Origin of the sequence: Azoarcus sp. PA01, assembly GCA_001274695.2 — a bacterium.
Taxonomy (GTDB): Bacteria; Pseudomonadota; Gammaproteobacteria; order Burkholderiales; family Rhodocyclaceae; genus Aromatoleum.
The window spans coordinates 136,419-154,402 of sequence record LARU01000001.1; the positions used below are offsets into that span (position 1 = coordinate 136,419).

Annotated in this window: 18 protein-coding genes; 12 read left to right on the forward strand and 6 right to left on the reverse strand. The window is 63.5% G+C overall.

From position 1 onward, the window contains the following. Window positions 1–528 precede the first annotated feature (528 nt). The 3 genes from PA01_00670 to PA01_00680 all read right to left on the reverse strand — a co-directional run bounded on the left by PA01_00670 (window position 529) and on the right by PA01_00680 (window position 7,407). Window positions 529–4,800 carry a DUF3883 domain-containing protein gene (locus tag PA01_00670; protein ID KON82583.1) on the reverse strand — a complete coding sequence of 1,424 codons (4,272 nt, stop codon included), beginning with the start codon at window positions 4,798–4,800 and terminating at the stop codon, window positions 529–531. A 557-nt stretch (window positions 4,801–5,357) separates the two neighbouring features. Then, on the reverse strand, window positions 5,358–6,524 hold the full coding sequence (locus PA01_00675; protein ID KON82584.1) for an IS91 family transposase: 1,167 nt from the start codon (window positions 6,522–6,524) through the stop codon (window positions 5,358–5,360). A gap of 7 nt (window positions 6,525–6,531) precedes the next feature. Continuing rightward, on the reverse strand, window positions 6,532–7,407 hold the full coding sequence (locus PA01_00680) for a site-specific integrase (protein KON82585.1): 876 nt from the start codon (window positions 7,405–7,407) through the stop codon (window positions 6,532–6,534). 130 nt (window positions 7,408–7,537) lie between these two features. Here PA01_00680 and PA01_00685 point away from each other — a divergent pair, with 130 nt between their 5' ends. The 5 genes from PA01_00685 to PA01_00710 all read left to right on the forward strand — a co-directional run bounded on the left by PA01_00685 (window position 7,538) and on the right by PA01_00710 (window position 10,300). Continuing rightward, window positions 7,538–7,900, forward strand: coding sequence for an HNH endonuclease family protein (locus tag PA01_00685; protein ID KON82586.2), 363 nt, complete (start codon window positions 7,538–7,540; stop codon window positions 7,898–7,900). A gap of 292 nt (window positions 7,901–8,192) precedes the next feature. Then, on the forward strand, window positions 8,193–8,444 hold the full coding sequence (locus PA01_00690) for a type II toxin-antitoxin system ParD family antitoxin (GenBank protein KON82587.1): 252 nt from the start codon (window positions 8,193–8,195) through the stop codon (window positions 8,442–8,444). 385 nt (window positions 8,445–8,829) lie between these two features. After that, entirely contained in the window at window positions 8,830–9,117 is a 288-nt protein-coding gene (locus tag PA01_00700) for a ribbon-helix-helix domain-containing protein (GenBank protein ID KON82589.1), read from the forward strand. Further along, a complete protein-coding gene (locus PA01_00705) occupies window positions 9,117–9,308 on the forward strand; it encodes a hypothetical protein (protein KON82590.1) in 192 nt (63 codons plus the stop codon). The genes PA01_00700 and PA01_00705 overlap by 1 nt, the downstream gene beginning before the upstream one ends. Beyond that, window positions 9,305–10,300: a tyrosine-type recombinase/integrase gene (locus PA01_00710; protein ID KON82665.2), complete on the forward strand. Its 996-nt coding sequence runs from the start codon at window positions 9,305–9,307 to the stop codon at window positions 10,298–10,300. Before PA01_00705 ends, PA01_00710 begins: the two co-directional genes overlap by 4 nt. 78 nt (window positions 10,301–10,378) lie before the next feature. Here PA01_00710 and PA01_18350 read toward each other — a convergent pair whose 3' ends face one another. Continuing rightward, window positions 10,379–10,834, reverse strand: coding sequence for a hypothetical protein (locus PA01_18350; protein ID KAI5913746.1), 456 nt, complete (start codon window positions 10,832–10,834; stop codon window positions 10,379–10,381). Between PA01_18350 and PA01_18355 the strand changes: the two genes are divergently transcribed. Continuing rightward, the gene (locus PA01_18355; protein ID KAI5913747.1) at window positions 10,763–11,281 is read left to right on the forward strand and encodes a response regulator transcription factor; all 519 of its coding nucleotides are present in this window, start codon (window positions 10,763–10,765) and stop codon (window positions 11,279–11,281) included. The two genes, PA01_18350 and PA01_18355, sit on opposite strands and share 72 nt — an antisense overlap. Window positions 11,282–11,396: 115 nt before the next feature. After that, window positions 11,397–11,741, forward strand: a complete 345-nt coding sequence (locus tag PA01_00720) for a hypothetical protein (GenBank protein KON82591.1) — start codon at window positions 11,397–11,399, stop codon at window positions 11,739–11,741. Here the strand turns inward: PA01_00720 and PA01_00725 are convergent. Then, window positions 11,738–12,505: a hypothetical protein gene (locus PA01_00725; protein ID KON82592.1), complete on the reverse strand. Its 768-nt coding sequence runs from the start codon at window positions 12,503–12,505 to the stop codon at window positions 11,738–11,740. The two genes, PA01_00720 and PA01_00725, sit on opposite strands and share 4 nt — an antisense overlap. 12 nt (window positions 12,506–12,517) lie before the next feature. Beyond that, window positions 12,518–14,101, reverse strand: a complete 1,584-nt coding sequence (locus PA01_00730) for a nitroreductase family protein (GenBank protein ID KON82593.1) — start codon at window positions 14,099–14,101, stop codon at window positions 12,518–12,520. 798 nt (window positions 14,102–14,899) lie between these two features. Here PA01_00730 and PA01_00735 point away from each other — a divergent pair. From PA01_00735 to PA01_00750, 5 genes are all read left to right on the forward strand, one after another. Next, a complete protein-coding gene (locus tag PA01_00735) occupies window positions 14,900–15,277 on the forward strand; it encodes a hypothetical protein (protein ID KAI5913748.1) in 378 nt (125 codons plus the stop codon). A gap of 73 nt (window positions 15,278–15,350) precedes the next feature. Next, complete coding sequence (locus tag PA01_18360; GenBank protein KAI5913749.1) at window positions 15,351–15,518, forward strand: hypothetical protein; 168 nt, start codon at window positions 15,351–15,353, stop codon at window positions 15,516–15,518. Window position 15,519: 1 nt separating this feature from the next. Next, window positions 15,520–15,732, forward strand: a complete 213-nt coding sequence (locus PA01_00740; protein KON82594.1) for a DUF4224 domain-containing protein — start codon at window positions 15,520–15,522, stop codon at window positions 15,730–15,732. Between the two features lie 387 nt (window positions 15,733–16,119). After that, complete coding sequence (locus tag PA01_00745; GenBank protein KON82595.1) at window positions 16,120–16,452, forward strand: hypothetical protein; 333 nt, start codon at window positions 16,120–16,122, stop codon at window positions 16,450–16,452. Between the two features lie 220 nt (window positions 16,453–16,672). Further along, window positions 16,673–17,959 (forward strand): Fic family protein, encoded by a 1,287-nt coding sequence (locus PA01_00750; protein KON82596.2) that lies wholly within the window; start codon window positions 16,673–16,675, stop codon window positions 17,957–17,959. Window positions 17,960–17,984 lie beyond the last annotated feature (25 nt).

Sequence of the window (17,984 nt, forward strand, 5' to 3'; positions counted from 1 at the left end):
TCTTGAAGCACAGCGCTGGTTGCTGTCGTGGCTTCTTTTGGGGGCGTTCAGTCATGACGCGGCTAGTCTCCTTATGGTAGCGAAGGACGTCATATGGAAGTATGCCACGGGCAATGGTCCGTGCAGCGCGCCCTGCTATGTCGTCGGTATGATGAACGATGAACGGTGTCGTGAGATTGCAGGGGATCCGCGCTGGACGTTGTAGGTGCGCTGGTGCCATGCGGCGCGCTGGGTGGATCTGGGCAGACGCGCCTCGGGACCGGTGCGACGAGTATGGCGCAACTCAGACAGTACCGTCGGGACTGCCGGTAACGGCCAGTTGGTCATTGCCAGCTTGAAGCGGAACGCCCACAGTGAACGTCGTAGCAGTCATGGGCTAGGATTACTGGGACTAAAACCATGGTAGAAAAAGCGGGCCGGAGTCGGACTAGACCGAGACCTTGATGCGTAGTTAAGGAAGACAGCTGCTGATTCGAGCCGGAACCCGGCGGCTACCGAAACGCCTATTCATATCTCATCCTGAAAGCCTCAGTCCAGCTTCTCAATGTTGGCGCGCAACATGCCGAGCTCGAGGGTGATCTGGCGCGTGCCAAGCATGCGTGCCGGATTGGGGAAGCACTTTGCAACTGGTGCGTGGCCGACGACGCGATAGACGCGCCACAATTCGTAGCGAGCGCGCTCGCGTAACGCCTTTTCGAACTCCTTGCGCGGCCAGTCGAATCGGCCATCGACGCCCGTAGTTGACTTTACTTCGATCCAACGTGGTCGCCCATGTGCGTCGATCGAGCGGATGTCGTGGTCGGCACCGGGTTCTTCACGCGAGGTCCAAATGACGTAGCGTTCGGGCTCTGCATAACCCATATCGTGCACTTTCTGTAGCTCCATGCGATAGATGAGTTCTTCGCCGCGCCGACCTAAGAGGCTAGCGCGCTCGATTTCGGCAGGCGTCGGTGGAAGCCAGCCCCTGGACGATCGGCTCCCACCGCGGCCCGAGGGGCCGCGTGGCTCGATCTCTGTGCCCTTCTTCGATGCGACGGTCAGCGAAACATCATCGAGGTTTGGCAGTTCAAAGAGCGGGGGCGGTGGCGGCGGATTGGTTGAGAGCGGCGGCGCCAGATCGACGGGGCCGACTGCCTCCGCGTTCGTAGAGCCGCCCGTGTCGAGATTGTCGAAGACTTGGCGCAATGCAAGTTCCTCGGCATCATCGTCACTATCGTCATCGTTGTCGAGATCGATGCTGTCTTCTTCCTCGTCCGCCCATTGGCGGCCATGAGGAATGCCCATCCGATCGAGGTATTCCGTGAGCTCCTCATGAGTGCCGCAGAGGAGAAGCGGAAGGAAGGCGTTGGCAATGCTGCGCATCGTCGCCACGCTAGTCGCTCCCGCGATCTCGGCAAGCGCTTCAGCGAGCAGCAACTGAAAGCTGTTCTTGGTCTTCGGGGGAATGACGCCAATCCGTTCTCTGCTGACGGCGACCTGTGCGGGGACGAGAACACTCGCGCCACCTACGCTGTATCGCCGCTCCATACTCTGGAAGAAGGCAATTTCGCGGACGGCGGCAAGGCGCGCTTCGATCGTTGCCAGATCCGAAGGCTCGAAGCCCGGATGGCCATGTCGGTTCCGGTATGCGATCTCATACAGTGCTTGCGCAAAAAGCGGCCGGCGCAGCATGGCAAGGACCCGCTCGCTCTGCTTGGGCTTGTACCAGAATGGCGGTCGCCCCAAGAGACCGAGCACCGGCGCACTCGTGCCCGCGATCGCAGACAGTGGGCGGATGCCGAGACCGACGAAAAATGCGCGAGCCTGCTCAGACCGTTCGATAACCCCGATCCCGCTATTTGCGTTGCGAAGCGCCTCTTCGAGCGCCTGAAAGTCAGGTTCGACGAGCTTTCCGGCACGCAATTCGCCAAGCGTGAAGAGCCGCGCTCGATCGTCGATTAAGCAGCGAACATCCTCGAGCCCCTGCGGCAGTCCGAAGCTTCGGCGCGCGCTGTAGGCTTCGAGTAGGATGCGCCGGCGACGGGTGTCGAGCGGCGTGTCCTTTGCCCAATCGGTCCCCACGTGCCGGAAGAAGTGCGCCCAATGGCCATCGGTCGATTGGGCCGGCGCGCCAAGCTCTTGATAGGCGCGGCCGACTTCATCGGAATAGCGGTAGAGCGGGATCGCCTCGGCTAACGGTGCTGCCGTCCGAGGTCCGACGAGGATTTCCGAGGGCGCATAGTATCCGTCTTGTACCCAGCAGATCGGCATCTTGACAATCTCGGACTTGGCGCGACGCTCGCGCCCGATCGCCTCCACGAGCGTGGGATAGAGCAGATCTGGCCGATTAGGCGCTCTGCACTCTACCCGACCGCGCTTGATGATATCGAGAAGGGTCTCGGAATCGGGCGCGATCTTGAGTTTCAGCTTACGATAGAGAAGATCGTTGGTCCCGCCGACAACCCGGTCATCGTCGCCAATGCATAACCGATTGGTTGTTGTGTCGAGATGCAGCATGGCCGGGGTGACAAGCCGACCTGACCGTGCCTTGATGCAGGGGATTGCCCGCAATTCGTCGATTTCTGCAGGGCGCAGCAACTTCAGATTCTCGGTGAGGAGCTTTTCAAACCGCTCCGCCATCTCGGGTCGATCGGCGAGGCCGCGAGCGTAGCGCACGAGATCCGAGCCGTTCAGGGTGTTCCGGATCCGCAGGCGTCCCATCAGATCGGGCGCGTTCAACATCTCCTTCGACGGCGCGTCGATGGCCGGGTCGAGCAGGCGGGCGAGCGGTTTCTTAAGATGCACCATGGCGCTCGGGACGACCCACTGGTCTCGCTGGTTCTTGACCACCGGATTGTTGCGCAGCGCCGTCAGGGCGCGCCGGCTGATCGGTGTCTTTCGCGTCAACAGCTTTCGGTAAAGGATTTCGCGCTCCCGATCATCGGGGGCGGCCGTGGCCGCGCGCTCGGCAGCGTCGATCAGCCATTGCTCCTCGTTGAATGTCCGGCAGTGGCTAGAAATCGCTTTGAAGGGAACGAGCTCCGGATGCAGCCTGTTGGCCTCCGGCTCTGGACAGTCGGCCCAGAGATCGGGATCCACGATCATGAGTTGGGTGGCGGGTCTGAGCTCGCCGGATGCGCTCAGAGTGGAGGACGTGTTGCCGAGATCGGCCTTATGCTGCTTGGTCAGGCGGCGCGGATAGGCCGACAGCGCAGCGGCGAGGCGCTTCTGCATGTCGATACCGGCGAGGGCGCGGCTGAAGTCCGTGAAATGGAAGTTGGCGCCGTCGCCGACCTTGGTCTCAAGACCGTCCTCATCCTTGCCCGCGCATCGCAATCGGACCAGCGAGGAGGCAGTGAACCGCTTGGCGCCGCACTCGGCGACCAGATCGCATAGCGCTTTGTCGGCGGCGAGGGCCGGATCGAGATAGCGCTTGTCACTGAGGAATCCGGCATACTGTTCTTCCGTCGGCAGCACGATCTCGCTTGCTGAAGCGAAGTGGTCCTCGCCCTTTCCCTGCGTGGGCCAGCAGGCGTCCTTTGCGAGCCGTTCGGCGACCTTGGTCACGAAGTGAGCTGGGCTCGCGGCGCCGTCGCCGAAAAGCGCCTTGAAGGAGTCGGCACCATATCGGCCGAACCAGTCGGCCTTGAGCAGATCGACGGTCAGATCTACGGCCTGATCGATGAGCCAGTCGTTCCAGACGTGGTCGTTGATCCCGCTACGATCGGTATTGAGTTCGAACGGCGCGCTGACGCTGACGACGCAACCAGTGCGGGAGGAAGGCGTCTTCAGCGGATAGTAGAAATAACCGTGCTGGGCGAGATCGATGCGCCGACGTGCGATCGGGACGGAGACCGCGATCTTTAGCCGCCCGCCGGGCAGCTTGTAATAGGCAGGGAAGCGGCGTGCGGCATGATCGGCCGGGATCTCGATCGACCGGAAGAATTCCTCCTCCTGGAACGGCACGCCCCTGTCGTCGCCATCGATGAGTCTCCCGCTCCGCGCCACCATGGTGACGCCCGGGGCACGGCAGTGTTCGGGCTTCGCGTCCTGCCTCCAGCGCAGCATCCGGCCCGTGCGAATCGAGCGGATATTCACCTCGCGCAGGCCGCGCTTCTTGCCGCTGAGCGCCAGCTTTACTAGCGTATCCGGCATTCCCGCCGCCATCAATCTGATGGCATGCTCCTCGCGCTCGACGGTGAAGGCCTCAAGCCTCTCGGTCGATTTCTGCCGGTACTGCACGTAGACACGAACACCCTTCTCGCCCCGCCACGCCGGGTCGCGCTCGCGCCCCGTTTCCTGGGTCTGAAGATCGAGCAGCGCGACCTGCCCGCCGGAGCGCACGTGGATTTCGTCACCAAAGCGGAAGAGCGAGCGCAGGCCGAAATTCTTCGAACCAATGCCGTTTTCTTTCGGCGCCACCACCTCTGCTTGCCGGCTGCCCATCACATTGCCGGTGCCGACGATCACCGAGAGCCGTTCCCATCCGTTGCGGTCAATGTTTCGGCCCGTGCCGGCTACCTCAAGCGAGCTGCTCCCGAAGGTGAGCGTCAGCGTCTCGCCGCCGCCATCATATTCGTTCTGGACGAGCTCGCGCAGTACGTCGCTCGCATCATGTCCCGCGACAAACTGCTCGATGAAGCTAGAGCCGATCCTGGTTCGCCGGCTGCCGCTGAAGTCGGGCGGCGCATAGTCGGGCTCTTTGACGGAAGGGGGGAGGATGCAGGCCTTTCCACGATTCCGAGCAGATCGGCTTGGGGGTGTGACCTCAGTCGTTCCACCCGGCCGCTCTAATTCCTCTGTTGCTAAATTCTTGTCCAAACTTCGCACCGCGCCGCTAGGATGATGGCAGCATCGTAGCGCGCACGTCATACACGCGCAACGACGCACGAAGGTTTGCTTTTTGTTGAGCGAGAGGCCGAGGCTGAGCGATTACGCAGGTGAGCGATCCCTAGTTCAGCGTCCGCAAATAGGTGCGTTGCTGCCGCTAACAAATCAATGCGGCAATGTCGCCTTAGGTTTAGGTTTGTTTGACGTCTGCCCTCCACGTGCCGAGGCTGGATGACGCGAGAGCGCCTGCGGGCAGACGTTGAATAAACCTCCAGGGACGAAACCGCGGAATGCTGCCGCGCGGTTTGGGCAGGGCGCGACCTATGGGAATTTGAAGTCAGTCGCTGTTCCCGGGATGGCCGGTGATTGGCGCATCGAACCGTCGGCCACGCACAGCTCGACACCGACGGCGGTCATTGGCGCCACGATCGCGCGTGCCGGAAGCGGCGAATGCTGGCGAGAAGGCATCGAACAACAGCCGGCCGCTGCCGGCGCCGGGAACTCGGGCGCCGATGCTGTCGTGTGACGAAAGAGCTGCAGGCGGTGCATCATGGTGGTGCGCGAATCGGCTGTCGACGCATGATGATCTCGACGACCAGCATGGCGCTGCCGCAGCAGCGACAGACGAAGGTTGGCGGTGGCGTGACGGCGCTTTCGTTGTCGATCGGTTCGGGTCGAGGCACATCGAGCAAGGCACGCGCCGTGGCCAGATTCTGCTGTCGCCCGGCATTGGCCAGCAGTCCGTAGTGACGGATGCGGTGGAAACCCGTTGGCAACACATGCAGCAGGAAGCGCCGCATGAACTCATCGGCGGCAAGCGTCATCGTCTTGTGGCGGGTACGCCCCTTGGCGCGGTAGTCCTTCCAGCGGAAGGACACGCCGTGCTCATCCATCGCCACCAATCGGCGGTTCGAGATGGCCACCCGGTGGGTGTAGCGGGAGAGGTAGGCCAATACGGCCTCGGGACCGGCGAACGGACGCTTGGCATACACCACCCACTCGCACCTCTTCAGCGGCACCAACCACCGGCCGAACGCGCCGGCATCGGCCAGGGGCGCGTGCTCGCCGAAGAATTGCAGCTGGCCGGCGCGATAGAGCTTCTCGAGTTCCTCGATGAAGCGCCGACGGAACAAGCGCGACAGCACGCGCACCGGCAGGAAGAACCCGCGCCGGCAAGCGACCCAGCGTTTGCCGTCTGGAGAAATTCCACCGCCGGGGACGATGCCATGCACGTGGGGATGATGCGTCAATGCCGAACCCCAGGTGTGCAGGATCAAGGTGGCGCCGATCTGGACGCCGAGGTGTTTCGGATCGGCGGCGATCGTCGTCAGCGTTTCCGCTGCGACGTCGAACAACAGCCGGTAGATCACCGCCTTGTTGGTGTAGGCGATGGCGCTGATCGGTTCGGGCAGCGTGAAGACGATGTGGTAGTACTCGACGGGCAGCAGATCGGCCTGTCGGGCCTCGAGCCAGCGCTGCGCGGCACGCGCCTGGCACTTGGGGCAATGTCGATTGCGGCAGGAGTTGTAGCTGATCTCCTCATGCCCGCAGGCATTGCAACGCAATGCGTGTCCGCCCAGCGCCGCGGTACGGCACTGTTCGATGGCCGACATGACCTTGAGCTGACCGAGGCTCAGGTGGCCTGACTGCTTTGCTCGCCACGCGGGGCCATGGGTGCGGAAGATGTCGGCGACCTCCAGGGCAGGCCGCCCCATGGCCGCGCTACGCGGAGTTCAGCTTCTCCAACGGGCTGACGACCTCGCGCAGGATGTCGGTGGCGACCTGGGCATACAGGGCGGTGGTTTCCAGCTTCTTGTGCCCGAGCAGGACCTGGATCAGGCGGATGTCGACCTTCTGCTCCAGCAGGTGGGTGGCAAAGGCATGGCGCAGCGAGTGCATCGATACCCGCTTGTCGATGCCCGCTTCGTCGGCGGCGGCGTGGATGGCGCGGTCGAGTTGCCGGGCGCTGAGGTGTCGGACCGGATCCTGACCAGGGAACAGCCAGCCGCCATCGAGCATCTTGCCCTGCGCATGGGCCACTCGCCACCACACGCGCAGCCGTTGCAGCAGCAACGGCGAAAGCATCGCATAGCGATCCTTCTGGCCCTTGCCTTGTTCAACCCGCAGCGTCATGCGCTGGCTGTCGATGTCGGCGACCTTCAAGGACACGACTTCGCTGATGCGCAGGCCCGTCGCATAGGCCAGTGCCAGGGCGGTTTGGTGTTTCAGGTTGCCGGTCGCAGCGATCAGGCGCTTCACCTCGTCCGGACTCAGGATCACCGGCAGCTTGCGCGGCAGATGCACCGGCTGCATCTTGGCCATCAGCTCGGGACGGTCGAGCGTGACGGTGAAGAAGAATTTCAAGCCGCAGATTGCCGCGTTGAGCGACGTGGGCGAGGTCCCGTGATCAACGAGGTACAGCTGGTAGTTCCGCAGATCCTCGACGGTCGCGGTATCCGGCGAGCGCCCAAGATACTTCGCGAAGTAGCGCACGGCGCGCACGTACCCTTCCTGGGTTCGATCGCCCAGCTTGCGCATCCGCATGTCCTCGATCATGCGCTCGCGCAACGGACTGATGCTCGGCTTCTGGGTTTCCATGGCTTGCTCCTGTCGAAAACGAGGCGGATCGCCTCATTTCCAACATGGCAGAGCACTGCCAATGCACACCCGCGACGTCCTGACCGTCCGAAGCGGTTCAGCACGCCCTACCGCGCGAGCGGTTTAGTCCATGGCCGAGCTGCTGACCATGAGCCGTCTCATCCTGCTACTGCAATGCGCAAGGATGGGACATCCACGGACTCGAAGCCGAATGGCGGGAATGGCGGGCGAAGAAGCAGATCGCGCCGCGCAGTCCGGAGCGGCCCTTCCTGGCCTTCTGCAAGCGGCGAGGACCACCATCTTGACGCAAGCGTTGAATTCGTCCGTGTCGAATAGCGAGTGGGCCGTCAAGCGGCCTGAACTACTGAAATATTCGCTGCTGCCAATCAACCGATTGCTGCACGACGTAGCGCAATGGGATGAAGCCGCGATTTGTAAGCGTTCCGATGACCTGCTCGTCCGGGCGCTCAAAATCTGGCCTCGCCATGTCTGAGCCTCGCACTGGGTCGGACAGGCGGCACCTGCACCGAGCGAAGTCGGAATACGACTAGGGAGTGAAGCCGGTCTTGCGGCCGGCTTTTTTTCTAGACTGTTTATGATTGATAAAGGACGTTATCATTCATGAAACTAGGGATAAAGGGACGAGAAGGGCGGCGAGGATGCCAGCCGAGATGGCAGGTTCATCGAGGCCGCGGACGCATTGTGGCTAAAGTACCGCACAACCTGTTCCTTGCCTACGATACCAATATTTGGTATATATAAATATTGGAAAGGAGAGCCCCGCCATGGCAAAGAACACCAGCGTGACGCTCGGCGAGCATTTCGAAGGCTTCATTACCAGCCAGATTGCCCAAGGCCGCTACGGTTCGGCAAGCGAAGTCATCCGCGCATCCTTGCGTCTGCTCGAAGAACATGAGCAGAAGGTGGAAGCCTTGCGCCGCGCCCTGATCGAGGGCGAGGAAAGCGGCGAGGACTCGCCCCTCGATTTGCAGGAGATCAAACGGGCCGCGCGGCGGCAAGCCGGTCTGGATGCGTAGGCCAGACAGGACCTGATCGGAATCTGGCGCTACCCCTACGAGGAATGGGGCGAGCAACACGCCGACAGATACCTGGACGAGCTCGAAGCCGGCATCGCCCGGTTGCAGGATCATCCCGGGCTCGGTCGCATGCGGGATGAGGTCAGGCAAGGCTATCGCTCACTCGGCATCAATCATCATGTCGTCTTCTACACCGTGGAGGGCGAGGTGATTCGCATCATCCGGGTGCTGCATGCCCGGATGGACCCGGACAGTCATCTGTAGATCATCCGGGGAGAAGCCCCTGCGGCCTGGCCGTTTCTTCCGCCCCGTCCGGCGGGCCGATTCTTCTAGTGTAGGGGCGCTAAAGGTTTTATGGTGGATGTTCATACATCCAGGTTCGATCATGGCAAACGATTCGACGACAAGGTGGACGGTGACGGTTTCCAGGGAAACCGATTTCGCACTGCGCGCTTTTCTGGGGGCTCAGGGAATGCGCAAGGGCGACATCTCCCGCTTCATCGAGGACGCCGTGCGCTGGCGGATGTTTGATCAGAACGTGCAGGCCATCAAGGCGCGCAACGCCGATATCCCCACCGATGAGCTGCAGGCGGCCATAGGCGAGGCCTGCGCCGCCGTGCGCGTGGATCGTTTCAGTGCGCGAATTCACGGCCCTGAAAGGAATGGCACGTGATGACTAATGGCGGCAGACGTTCGGAAGAGAAAAACGCGGAGCATGAGCCGGGTGAACCCAAAGCTCTCCGCGCGGATATCAGCCAGGGGATGACGGCCCTGATGGCCGGTCGGATCACCGACTTTGACATAGACAGGATCGTCAAACGTGGGAGAGTGCTCCTTGCAGAAAGAGGAGGCTTCGACGCATGAGCGAAGGTCTGGACCAGCCGGCAGCAGCGGCGAAGCTGCCTGCGCGGCAAGCGGCAGGAGGATTGGTCCTCCCCGCCCTGTTCTGTCCGAATGAGTCGACCAGCCGGCGCTTCATTGAGTTCTTCACCGCCAACATCCGTAACCCCAACACGCGCCGCGCCTATGGGTGGGCCGTGGTCGGGTTCGCCGCCTGGTGCGAGCAGGAAGCCCAGATCACAGTGCTGCGCGACATTGAGCCGGTGCATGTCGCCGCCTATGTCGAGACGCTGCAGACGCGCCTGTCGGCCCCCTCGGTCAAGCAGCACCTGGCCGCCATCCGCATGTTGTTCGACTGGCTGGTGGTCGGCCAGGTCGTCGCGATCAATCCGGCGAGCGCTGTGCGCGGCCCGAAGCACTCGGTCAAGAAAGGCAAGACGCCGGTGCTCGCCGCAGACGAGGCCCGCGCTCTGCTCGACGCGATCGATGTCAGCACGGCCGTGGGCCTGCGCGATCGCGCCCTCATCGGCCTGATGGTCTACACCTTCGCCCGAATCGGCGCGGCGCTCAAGATGCGGGTTGAGGATGTCTATGTGCAGGGCCGGCGCAGCTGGGTGCGGCTGCACGAGAAAGGCGGCAAGCAGCACGAAATGCCCTGTCATCACAATCTCGAGGAGTATCTGCACGCCTATATTGAGGGCGCGCAGCTCGCCGGCGCGGGCAAGGCCTTCCTCTTCCGCACCGCCATCGGCCACACCGGCAGACTCTCGGAGCGCCCGATGTCCCAAGCCGACGCCTATCGGATGATCGGTCGCCGCGCGGCCAACGCCGGCATCCTCACCCGCATCGGCAATCACTCCTTCCGCGCCACGGGCATCACCGAATACCTGCGCAACGGCGGCAAGCTCGAGATCGCGCAACAGATGGCCAACCACGAGAGCGCCCGCACTACCGGCCTCTACGACCGCCGCAATGACCAGCTCACCCTTGATGAGGTCGAGCGGATCGTGGTCTAAATCTTCGCGGCGCAACTCCTATGCCATAATTATTTACATGCTAAAGCACTACATGGCACATCGAATAGCCCGAAGTTTTCAGCAAATCCAGCGAAGTAATGCGGAACTGCGGGTGGTGCTCGGTCCGCTCTCTAAGCGTTTTGCGGGCATACAAGTGACCAGAGGCGGCCTCGTCCAGCGGGAGTAAACTAGGCGCACCAGGCTCGCCAGCGCCGACAACAGCCAGACTGATCCGCCCTTCTTGAACCACAGCCAGGGCAGGTAGCAGCGGACGATTCCGGCGATCGCGGTGACGAAATAGCGCAGCAAGGTCCTCACGTTCGTTGCGCAGACCGCCTTGGCGGAAAGAACGCGGCAGACCAAACCGGCTGGCGGGAGCAATAATCCACAGGAACCCCAGCACTTATCCACAAAAAATGGGGGTAACTTTCCATCCCCGAATACCGCGCCTACAAAACCGGCATGATCCTCGCGATCGTCGAGCACATCCACGAACAGGTGAATCGCGCGCACTGTCGATATGGACCGTGGCATGGACGCTGGCCGCCATACGATCGATCCCGCGCATTTCGGCAGCCTCCCCTTGAAACGCTGGAGCGGGCCCTGTTACAGGCCCAGCCCGGCGGAATGTTGCGGGTCTTTGCGGACGAACCCTGGCATCTCCACGACTTGCTGCAAGCGCTCGCCGACCGGAAATGCGCTGTCTCGCCCGGCTATCTTCAAAATCTGCGCGCCGCCGCGACCAGGACCGAACCGGTCGCCCCCAAGTGGCCGCTGCAGGACGAGGCCATGCGCCTGAGCCCCAAGGAAGGTCAGATCCTCCGCCGCCTCGCCGAAGGGCACTCCAACAAGGAACTCGCGCGCAAGCTGTTCGTGACCGAAAACACCGTCGAAACCCATTTGCGCCGAATCTACGGAAAGCTCGGGATCCGCAGTCGTACGCAGGCCGTAGCGCGGGCCTTGGAGTTGGGCCTCATCTAAGAACTTGATGCCGCCTTGCGTCCAGGCGGCCGCGGTCATTTCACGTCGGGGTCAGGCGCACCGACCGTGGCGTTTGTGATTCAATCGCACTGTACCGCACAACCGAAGCGCCCCAGTGAAGACCGAAACCACTCAACCCGGCCGTAAGGCCCAGCTCGACGCGCTGCTGCTCAAACTCCCGGGCGTCAGCGCCCGGAAAATCAGCGGCCTGGACGCCTATTTCGTCAGCGACAAGATGTTTGCCTGCGTCAGCGCCAACGGCGTTGGCCTACGCCTTCCCGTCGCCGTCGCGACCGAGGCGCAGTTTTCCCGGGCGAACGTCTCCGCGTTCCAGCCCGGCGGCCTGGCCAGCACGCGGGAATGGATCCAGATCAACCGCGAAGACGCAGCCGATTACGAGAAGGACTTGGAGCTCTTCGAGGCGTCGGTCGCCTTCGTGAAGGTCGCCGGGAGCCGCTAGCTGCGCCGTTCACGCGCTCCCGCTCGTCGTTCCGATAGGACACGGAGCATCGGCAGAATACCGAGCGCGGCGATCAAATGCTTGACCGGATGCCCCGAAAACAAGCCGTCTGTCAGCGTCCAGAGCAAGCGGTCAAGGAGCTCGAAGGCTTTCGCGACCCCGTACGCGAACAATAGCCAACCCCACGGCAGCCGAACCATTCCCGCGGCGACGGGAAGGCGGAACCACAGCAGCAGTACGCCAAGGCCGCCGAACTGGGTAACGAGGTAAAGCCTCAAGTCGCCCGAGAGCCTCCACAGAACAACGGCGACCAATCCTGTCATCTGCCACCCGACGAACCAGCGCCTGCCGGCCGCGGGTCCCAGCCTTTCCGCACCAAGGGAACCTACAGCCCCGGCAAACGCGATCGTCATTGCGAGCCGATCCCAGACGAGAGACGCGTCGGTTGGAGAAAGGTGGTACCAGACGCTCCCGATCCCGGTGAGCACGAGCCCCGTGAAGAAAACCGTCAGCGGCAAATATTGCGCGGGCATCGAGCGGGAGCAGCGCGGGAGCCCCGCCAGCCCGGCCGCGACGAATGCGAGGCTCGTCAACACGTCGGCCGCATGCGGCAGCGCGATCGGTCCCAGCGACAGCGCCCGCGAATCCGCGAACCGGTGGTAGTCCTGCGGCTGCGCAATCGGCGCGACGAACGCGAGTCCTGCAAACAGGAGGCAGACCCAAGCGAGCGCCCCATACTCGGCAATGCGCGAGGAACGCGTCACATCACGGATTCACTACAACTGGCGCCCGGAGTATGGCGGCAGCGAGCTCAGCCGCGCATCCTCGGTTGGGACGCCGACGGTGAAGTGATACAGGCTCTGCCATTCGCTCCCCGCTAGACCGAGCAATTCGTGCATCGAATCGTCGAAATAGCAGCCGATGCCGGTGCCGCGCAGCGCAGCCGCTTCCGCTTCGAGGTACAACGCCTGGCCGATCATGCCGCACTCGCGAAACAGCGCCGGGTAGCGCCAGGGCTCGCGTTGGGCGAGACCGAAGCGCCCCAGCATGCCGAGCGCGAAGCACGAATCGGCGGCAATTTCCTGATGGCAGCAGACGAGCTGCGCCGAAGCGCGAAGGTCGTAAGGGATCAGCAGGTATAGCGGCAGATGAGTCGGCCCGACCTTGTGCCACAACCAGTCATCGCGGAGCGCTGCCCGCAGTTCGTCGAGCACCGCCGCGTCGCGCAGCAAGATGTAAAGCCCCGCGTCGAGTCCGGTGACCCGATGTACGAGCAGCGCCAGGTGGACCTGCGGGCGCGACGCGCACGCGCTCCACGGCGGCACGCCCTGTCGCGGCAATACCGCATCGAGCAGCGCGAAGAAAGCTTCGGCAGTCATGCCGGAGACACCGTCGAACGCGAGCGCGCTGCGGCGCTGCCGGACCAGGGCTGCGACGCACAAGTCGAGGGTCGGCTCGGACGGCGCCGGAAACGTCGGCAGATCCGCCACCGCCTCCGGTGCGGTTCGCGGCTTGTGCACGGCGGCCTGAACGTCGTCGATCTCGTGCCAGTGCACATGACCCGTGCTGAGCCTGCTGGCCTGGCCCTGCCACGCGCAGCGCGCGCTGAGGACGCCGAGCAAGTCGACATCGACCACTGCCTGCGCGTCGCCGATCAGCATCAGCACGTCCGGCACTTCACGCTCGGCGGTGCCGAAGTCGGCTTCGCGATCCAGTCCGGCGAGGCGCGCGACGTCATCGTCGCCGACCTCATCGAGCACCCTCGCCCTCCATCCGAGCGCCGCCGCAGCGAGCGAAACGGCTGCGATCGCGTGTCCGCAGTCGTGCTGACAGTAGCGATACGCGCGCATGCCGTACTTCCATGCCTCGCGCCAGTGGATCGAGCTGAGCGCGACGAGCAGCGCCCGGCCGCGGAACGCCGCATCCCATTCGTTCGTTGCGCCCGCGCGCTGTTCCAGCACATGCTCACGACTCGAATAGTGATACACCCCTGCCGCGACGTCAGGCAGCGCCGGCACAATCAAATAGGCCTCGGTCGGATGCAGATTGCCACTCGAAGGATTGCAGCGTAGCGCCCAGCGCGTGCCGCCGAATTCCTTCCACGCGGACAGCGCCAGCGACAACTCGAACAGCAAACCGATGTGCGCGCGATCGAGCGGCGCCGCCACCGGCAGACGGCCACGGCGCAAGTCGTTGTAGCGCGTCTCGCAAGCATCGGCCGCCAGCGGCAGCACAACACGCGGCGCGCCGGCATAACTGCGCCACGGATCGGGCTGATTCGCCCAGTCGAGCCGGCCCGGTCCCAGCGCATAGCGCTCGGGTCGATGCTTGCTATTTTCATGATAGGCACGAACGGTCATGGCACCGGCCCATGGGTGGCGATCGCAGTATTTTCCATTATCGCCCCCGCCCTCGCGAGCTGCACGAGCGAAGTCGCACCCCGCCGAAATATCGGCCTTCCCGACAGCGGCGCGAGTCAGGCGTCGAGCCGTGCAGCCCCCGCCAGCCGCGGACTTCCGTCTTCATGCACTTCCTGATTGGGCCCAATGAGGAAGGATCGGTCGAACCGCCGCGAGTCGCTCTGGACCCGTGGCGCGCCGCGAACCGCGTGACGAAACCGTGTCGCGAGCGATGAGCCGGGCTGTCAGTTGCACGCTGGCGCCTCGCAGCCTCCCTGAAGAAGACCGCCGACTTTCGTCGGCGGCTCCGGTTTCGACGAAGCACCGGTTTTCCGGACCGGTGCGAAGGCGCTGACAGGCAAACCCCTATGACGAAACCCCGGGCCGAAGGCCGTCCCTGTTTCAGGGGCTGACAGGTCGCATGACGCACGTTTTTGCCGAAACGTGCAAAACGGTGGAAAACCGCAAAGACGATTTCTGTAGCCTCCGCTGCAGAAAGCGCCCTTCGTCGAAGGGCTCCCGAAGTGTCGAAAAAGGCAACCCGGGCAGGATATGAAACAGGATTTCGCCGCATTAGCGGAAAGGCGCCGGGCGGCTGCCCGCTTCGAGCACTCGCCCCGCTGCGGCCCGTACTCCGAGTGCCTCGGATCGAGCGACCCGATCGTGCGAATCGAGGACATCGCGCACATGCTGGCCAGCACCTGCTGCTTCGCCTAGCAGACGACGTTCTTCTATTCGATCGCGCAGCACGACTATCTCGTGAGCATGATCGTGCCGCCCGACGATGCGCTCGCCGCGCTGCTCGCGGACGCGCGGACGGCACTCGAGCAGCTGCTGCCGCAATGCTTCGAGACCGACGGTGATGCGGCCCCCTACATCCTCGCGCGGCTCGGCCTACCGAGCGGCCTGCCCCCGGCGGTCGAGCAGGCCGATTTCGTGCTGCGCGCGACCGAACGCCGCGATCTCGGCCAAGCGCACGACCCCGCGGTGGCGCCCCTCGAGGGGGTCGGGCCGCTGCCGCTGAAGATCCAGCCGCTGCCTCCGCTCGTGGCGAAGCACCTTTTCCTCGATCGCTATTACGAGCTTCGGCCGCAGCGGAGTCCGAGCGCGTCCCCTGTTCCCGAGGGCGCGTCATGACGCAGCAAGCGTTCCCTGGCTTTTAGGACGCCGCGCATGCGATGCCCGGCCTGTGGCCCCATGCGAGGCGCCAATGACTTCACCATGGCCGCAGTGTGCGCCGGCGAGTTTCCCGGGAAGCGAGACCGGCGAGCTTTCGCTCGCAGGCGCGCGCCTTACGCAGATCCTGCTGCCGAACGAAAAGACCCGGCCGGAACACGCGATCGCGGTGGCGCTGTTGCCGCCGCCGAAGGAGGCATGAAATGTTCCTGAATGAAGACGAACTGCGCGACCTCACCGGCTACCAGATGCCCTCGGCGCAAAAGCGCTGGCTCACGGATCGTGGCTGGCCCTACGAGGAAAACGCCGCGGGATACCCGAAAGTGCTGCGCTCGGTTGTCGAGAAGCGCATGGGCGGCTCGACCGAACCTGTCCGGCGCAGGCAAGGCCCGAATCTCGAAGCTATCCTGCGATGATGGGACGTCAGCGAAAACATGGCCTGCACCTGCCGCCCCGCATGTACCTCAAGGGGCGCTCGTACTGGTACGCGGGAAAAGCCCGATGGATCAACCTCGGGCGAAGCCTCCCCGTCGCCCGGACGAAATGGGCCGTACTGGAGAACACCGACGCCCCGGCCGAGATGATGTCGAGCGTCATCGGCCGCTACCTGCGCGAAGTGGTCCCCGAGAAGGCCCCGAGCACGCAGGCCGGCAACAGGCTGGAAGCGGCGACGCTGACGAAGGTGTTCGGCCTCATGAAGCCGGCCGAGATCACCCCAGCGGACGTGTGGGACTTCATGCAGACGCGCGCGAAGACGTCGGAAAGTCCGCGCCAACCACGAACGGTCCCTGCTGCAGGACATCATGCGCCACGCGATCATGTGGGGGCACTGCAAGGACAACCCGGTGCGCGAGGTGAAGCCGTTCAAGGAAACCCCTCGCACGCGCTACGTCACCGACGCCGAGTTCGAAGCGGTCAAGCGGATCGCCTCTCCGATCGTGGCCGCGCTGATGGATCTGGCTCGCCTCACCGGCCAGCGCCGCGGCGATCTGCTCGCGCTGCGCCGCGATGCGATCACCCTTTATCTTCGCCAATTCTCGATACACAACACACCGACCCGGCAGAACTCCGCTTCGTTGGCCGTGACGACTACCAGTCCACGCGCCAGACCGCGGCCGACAATCTGGCAGTCGTAAGGGCCAGAAGCGTTACTTGGCGCGAAAGCGGCCATCAAGTGGCACGACTGCTTATTTGCGCGCCACATAAAATGGCGCGATACTGTCTACCGCGCCACATAAAAGCGATTTCATGCCAAAAAAAATCCTCGACGAGGAGCTCCAACCCATCCTCGAGCTGATCGCCCGGCATCCGGGCGGAATCGGCATCGACGGGCTGCTCAAGGAGATCGGCCCGGCCTTGCCGCGCCGCACCCTGCAACGCCGTCTGGCCAGCCTGGTTGCGCAACAACGTGTGCGAACCGAAGGCGAGGGGCGCGCCCTCAAGTATCGATTCCCGGAAACCGTCGGTTCATCGGACGTCGAATTGCCTAACCTTCAGGCCTCCGGAACAGGTGAAACGTACGTACCTCTGTCCACCGAGGGGACAGCAATCAAGGCCTACGTTCGCCAGCCGCGCCAGCAACGCAAACCCGTCGGCTACCAGATTGGCTTTCTGGAGCAATACCACCCCAACCGGACAGCCTATCTGCCTGCCGACTTACGCGCCCAACTGCACAGCATGGGGCGCTCGCCCGCCGAGCAAGCGACCGCGGGCACCTTCGCGCGGGACATTCTCAACCGCCTGCTCATCGACCTCTCCTGGGCTTCCTCGCGCCTCGAAGGCAACACCTACAGCCGGCTCGATACCGAGCGCCTGATCGAATTCGGCGAGGCCGCCGAAGGCAAGGATGCACTGGAAACCCAGATGATCCTGAACCACAAGGCGGCCATCGAATACCTGATCCGCGACGTCGAACGCGCCGGCCTCTCAGCGGAAACCGTCATCGCCCTGCACGCCTTCCTGTCCGACGGTCTGATGCCCGATCCGCTCACGTGCGGCCGCCTGCGTGCGCGCTCGGTCGAAATCGGCGGCAGCGTCTATTTGCCGATCGCCCTGCCTCAGCGGCTGGAGGAGTTGTTCGGCATCGTGCTGCGCATCGCCGCCGAGATCGACGATCCCTTCGAGCAGGCCTTCTTCCTGATGGTGCATCTGCCCTACCTGCAACCTTTCGAAGATGTGAACAAGCGCGTCTCGCGGCTGGCCGCCAACATCCCGCTGATCCGGCACAACCTCTGCCCGCTGTCCTTCATCGACGTGCCGCAGCAGGCCTATGTCGATGCGATGCTCGGCGTGTATGAACTCAACGACGTCGCCCTGCTGCGCGACGTCTTCGTCTGGGCTTACGAACGCTCCTGCCAGCAATACGTCGCCGTGCAGCAGCAGCTCGTCCCGCCCGACACCTTCCGCCTGCGCTACCGCAACGAACTTGCCGAAACCGTCGCCGCCATCGTGCGCGGCGGGCAGCGCGCTGACGAAGCGGCGATCCGCGCGGTCATGCCGGCCACGGTGGGCAAAGACGACCGGCCGCGTTTCGTCGCCCTGACGTTGGCCGAGTTCAACACGATTCACCCCGGCAACGCGATTCGCTTCGGGTTGAGGCCCCTGGAATTTTCGGCGTGGCTAGAGCAGCATGGCGCTTCGTGAAGCCACACAAATCTCACGCAGGGTT

Bases quoted from the DNA above. Each gene is read 5' to 3' on its own strand.
- PA01_18355 (KAI5913747.1), top strand. From the start codon at position 10,763: ATGATCCTCGCGATCGTCGAGCACATCCACGAACAGGTGAATCGCGCG.
- PA01_00690 (KON82587.1), top strand. From the start codon at position 8,193: ATGGCAAAGAACACCAGCGTGACGCTCGGCGAGCATTTCGAAGGCTTC.
- PA01_18350 (KAI5913746.1), bottom strand. From the start codon at position 10,834: ATGCCACGGTCCATATCGACAGTGCGCGCGATTCACCTGTTCGTGGAT.
- PA01_18360 (KAI5913749.1), top strand. From the start codon at position 15,351: ATGACTTCACCATGGCCGCAGTGTGCGCCGGCGAGTTTCCCGGGAAGC.
- PA01_00680 (KON82585.1), bottom strand. From the start codon at position 7,407: ATGGAAACCCAGAAGCCGAGCATCAGTCCGTTGCGCGAGCGCATGATC.
- PA01_00730 (KON82593.1), bottom strand. From the start codon at position 14,101: ATGACCGTTCGTGCCTATCATGAAAATAGCAAGCATCGACCCGAGCGC.
- PA01_00675 (KON82584.1), bottom strand. From the start codon at position 6,524: ATGGGGCGGCCTGCCCTGGAGGTCGCCGACATCTTCCGCACCCATGGC.
- PA01_00705 (KON82590.1), top strand. From the start codon at position 9,117: ATGACTAATGGCGGCAGACGTTCGGAAGAGAAAAACGCGGAGCATGAG.
- PA01_00740 (KON82594.1), top strand. From the start codon at position 15,520: ATGTTCCTGAATGAAGACGAACTGCGCGACCTCACCGGCTACCAGATG.
- PA01_00745 (KON82595.1), top strand. From the start codon at position 16,120: ATGCGCCACGCGATCATGTGGGGGCACTGCAAGGACAACCCGGTGCGC.
- PA01_00700 (KON82589.1), top strand. From the start codon at position 8,830: ATGGCAAACGATTCGACGACAAGGTGGACGGTGACGGTTTCCAGGGAA.
- PA01_00710 (KON82665.2), top strand. From the start codon at position 9,305: ATGAGCGAAGGTCTGGACCAGCCGGCAGCAGCGGCGAAGCTGCCTGCG.
- PA01_00685 (KON82586.2), top strand. From the start codon at position 7,538: ATGGCCGAGCTGCTGACCATGAGCCGTCTCATCCTGCTACTGCAATGC.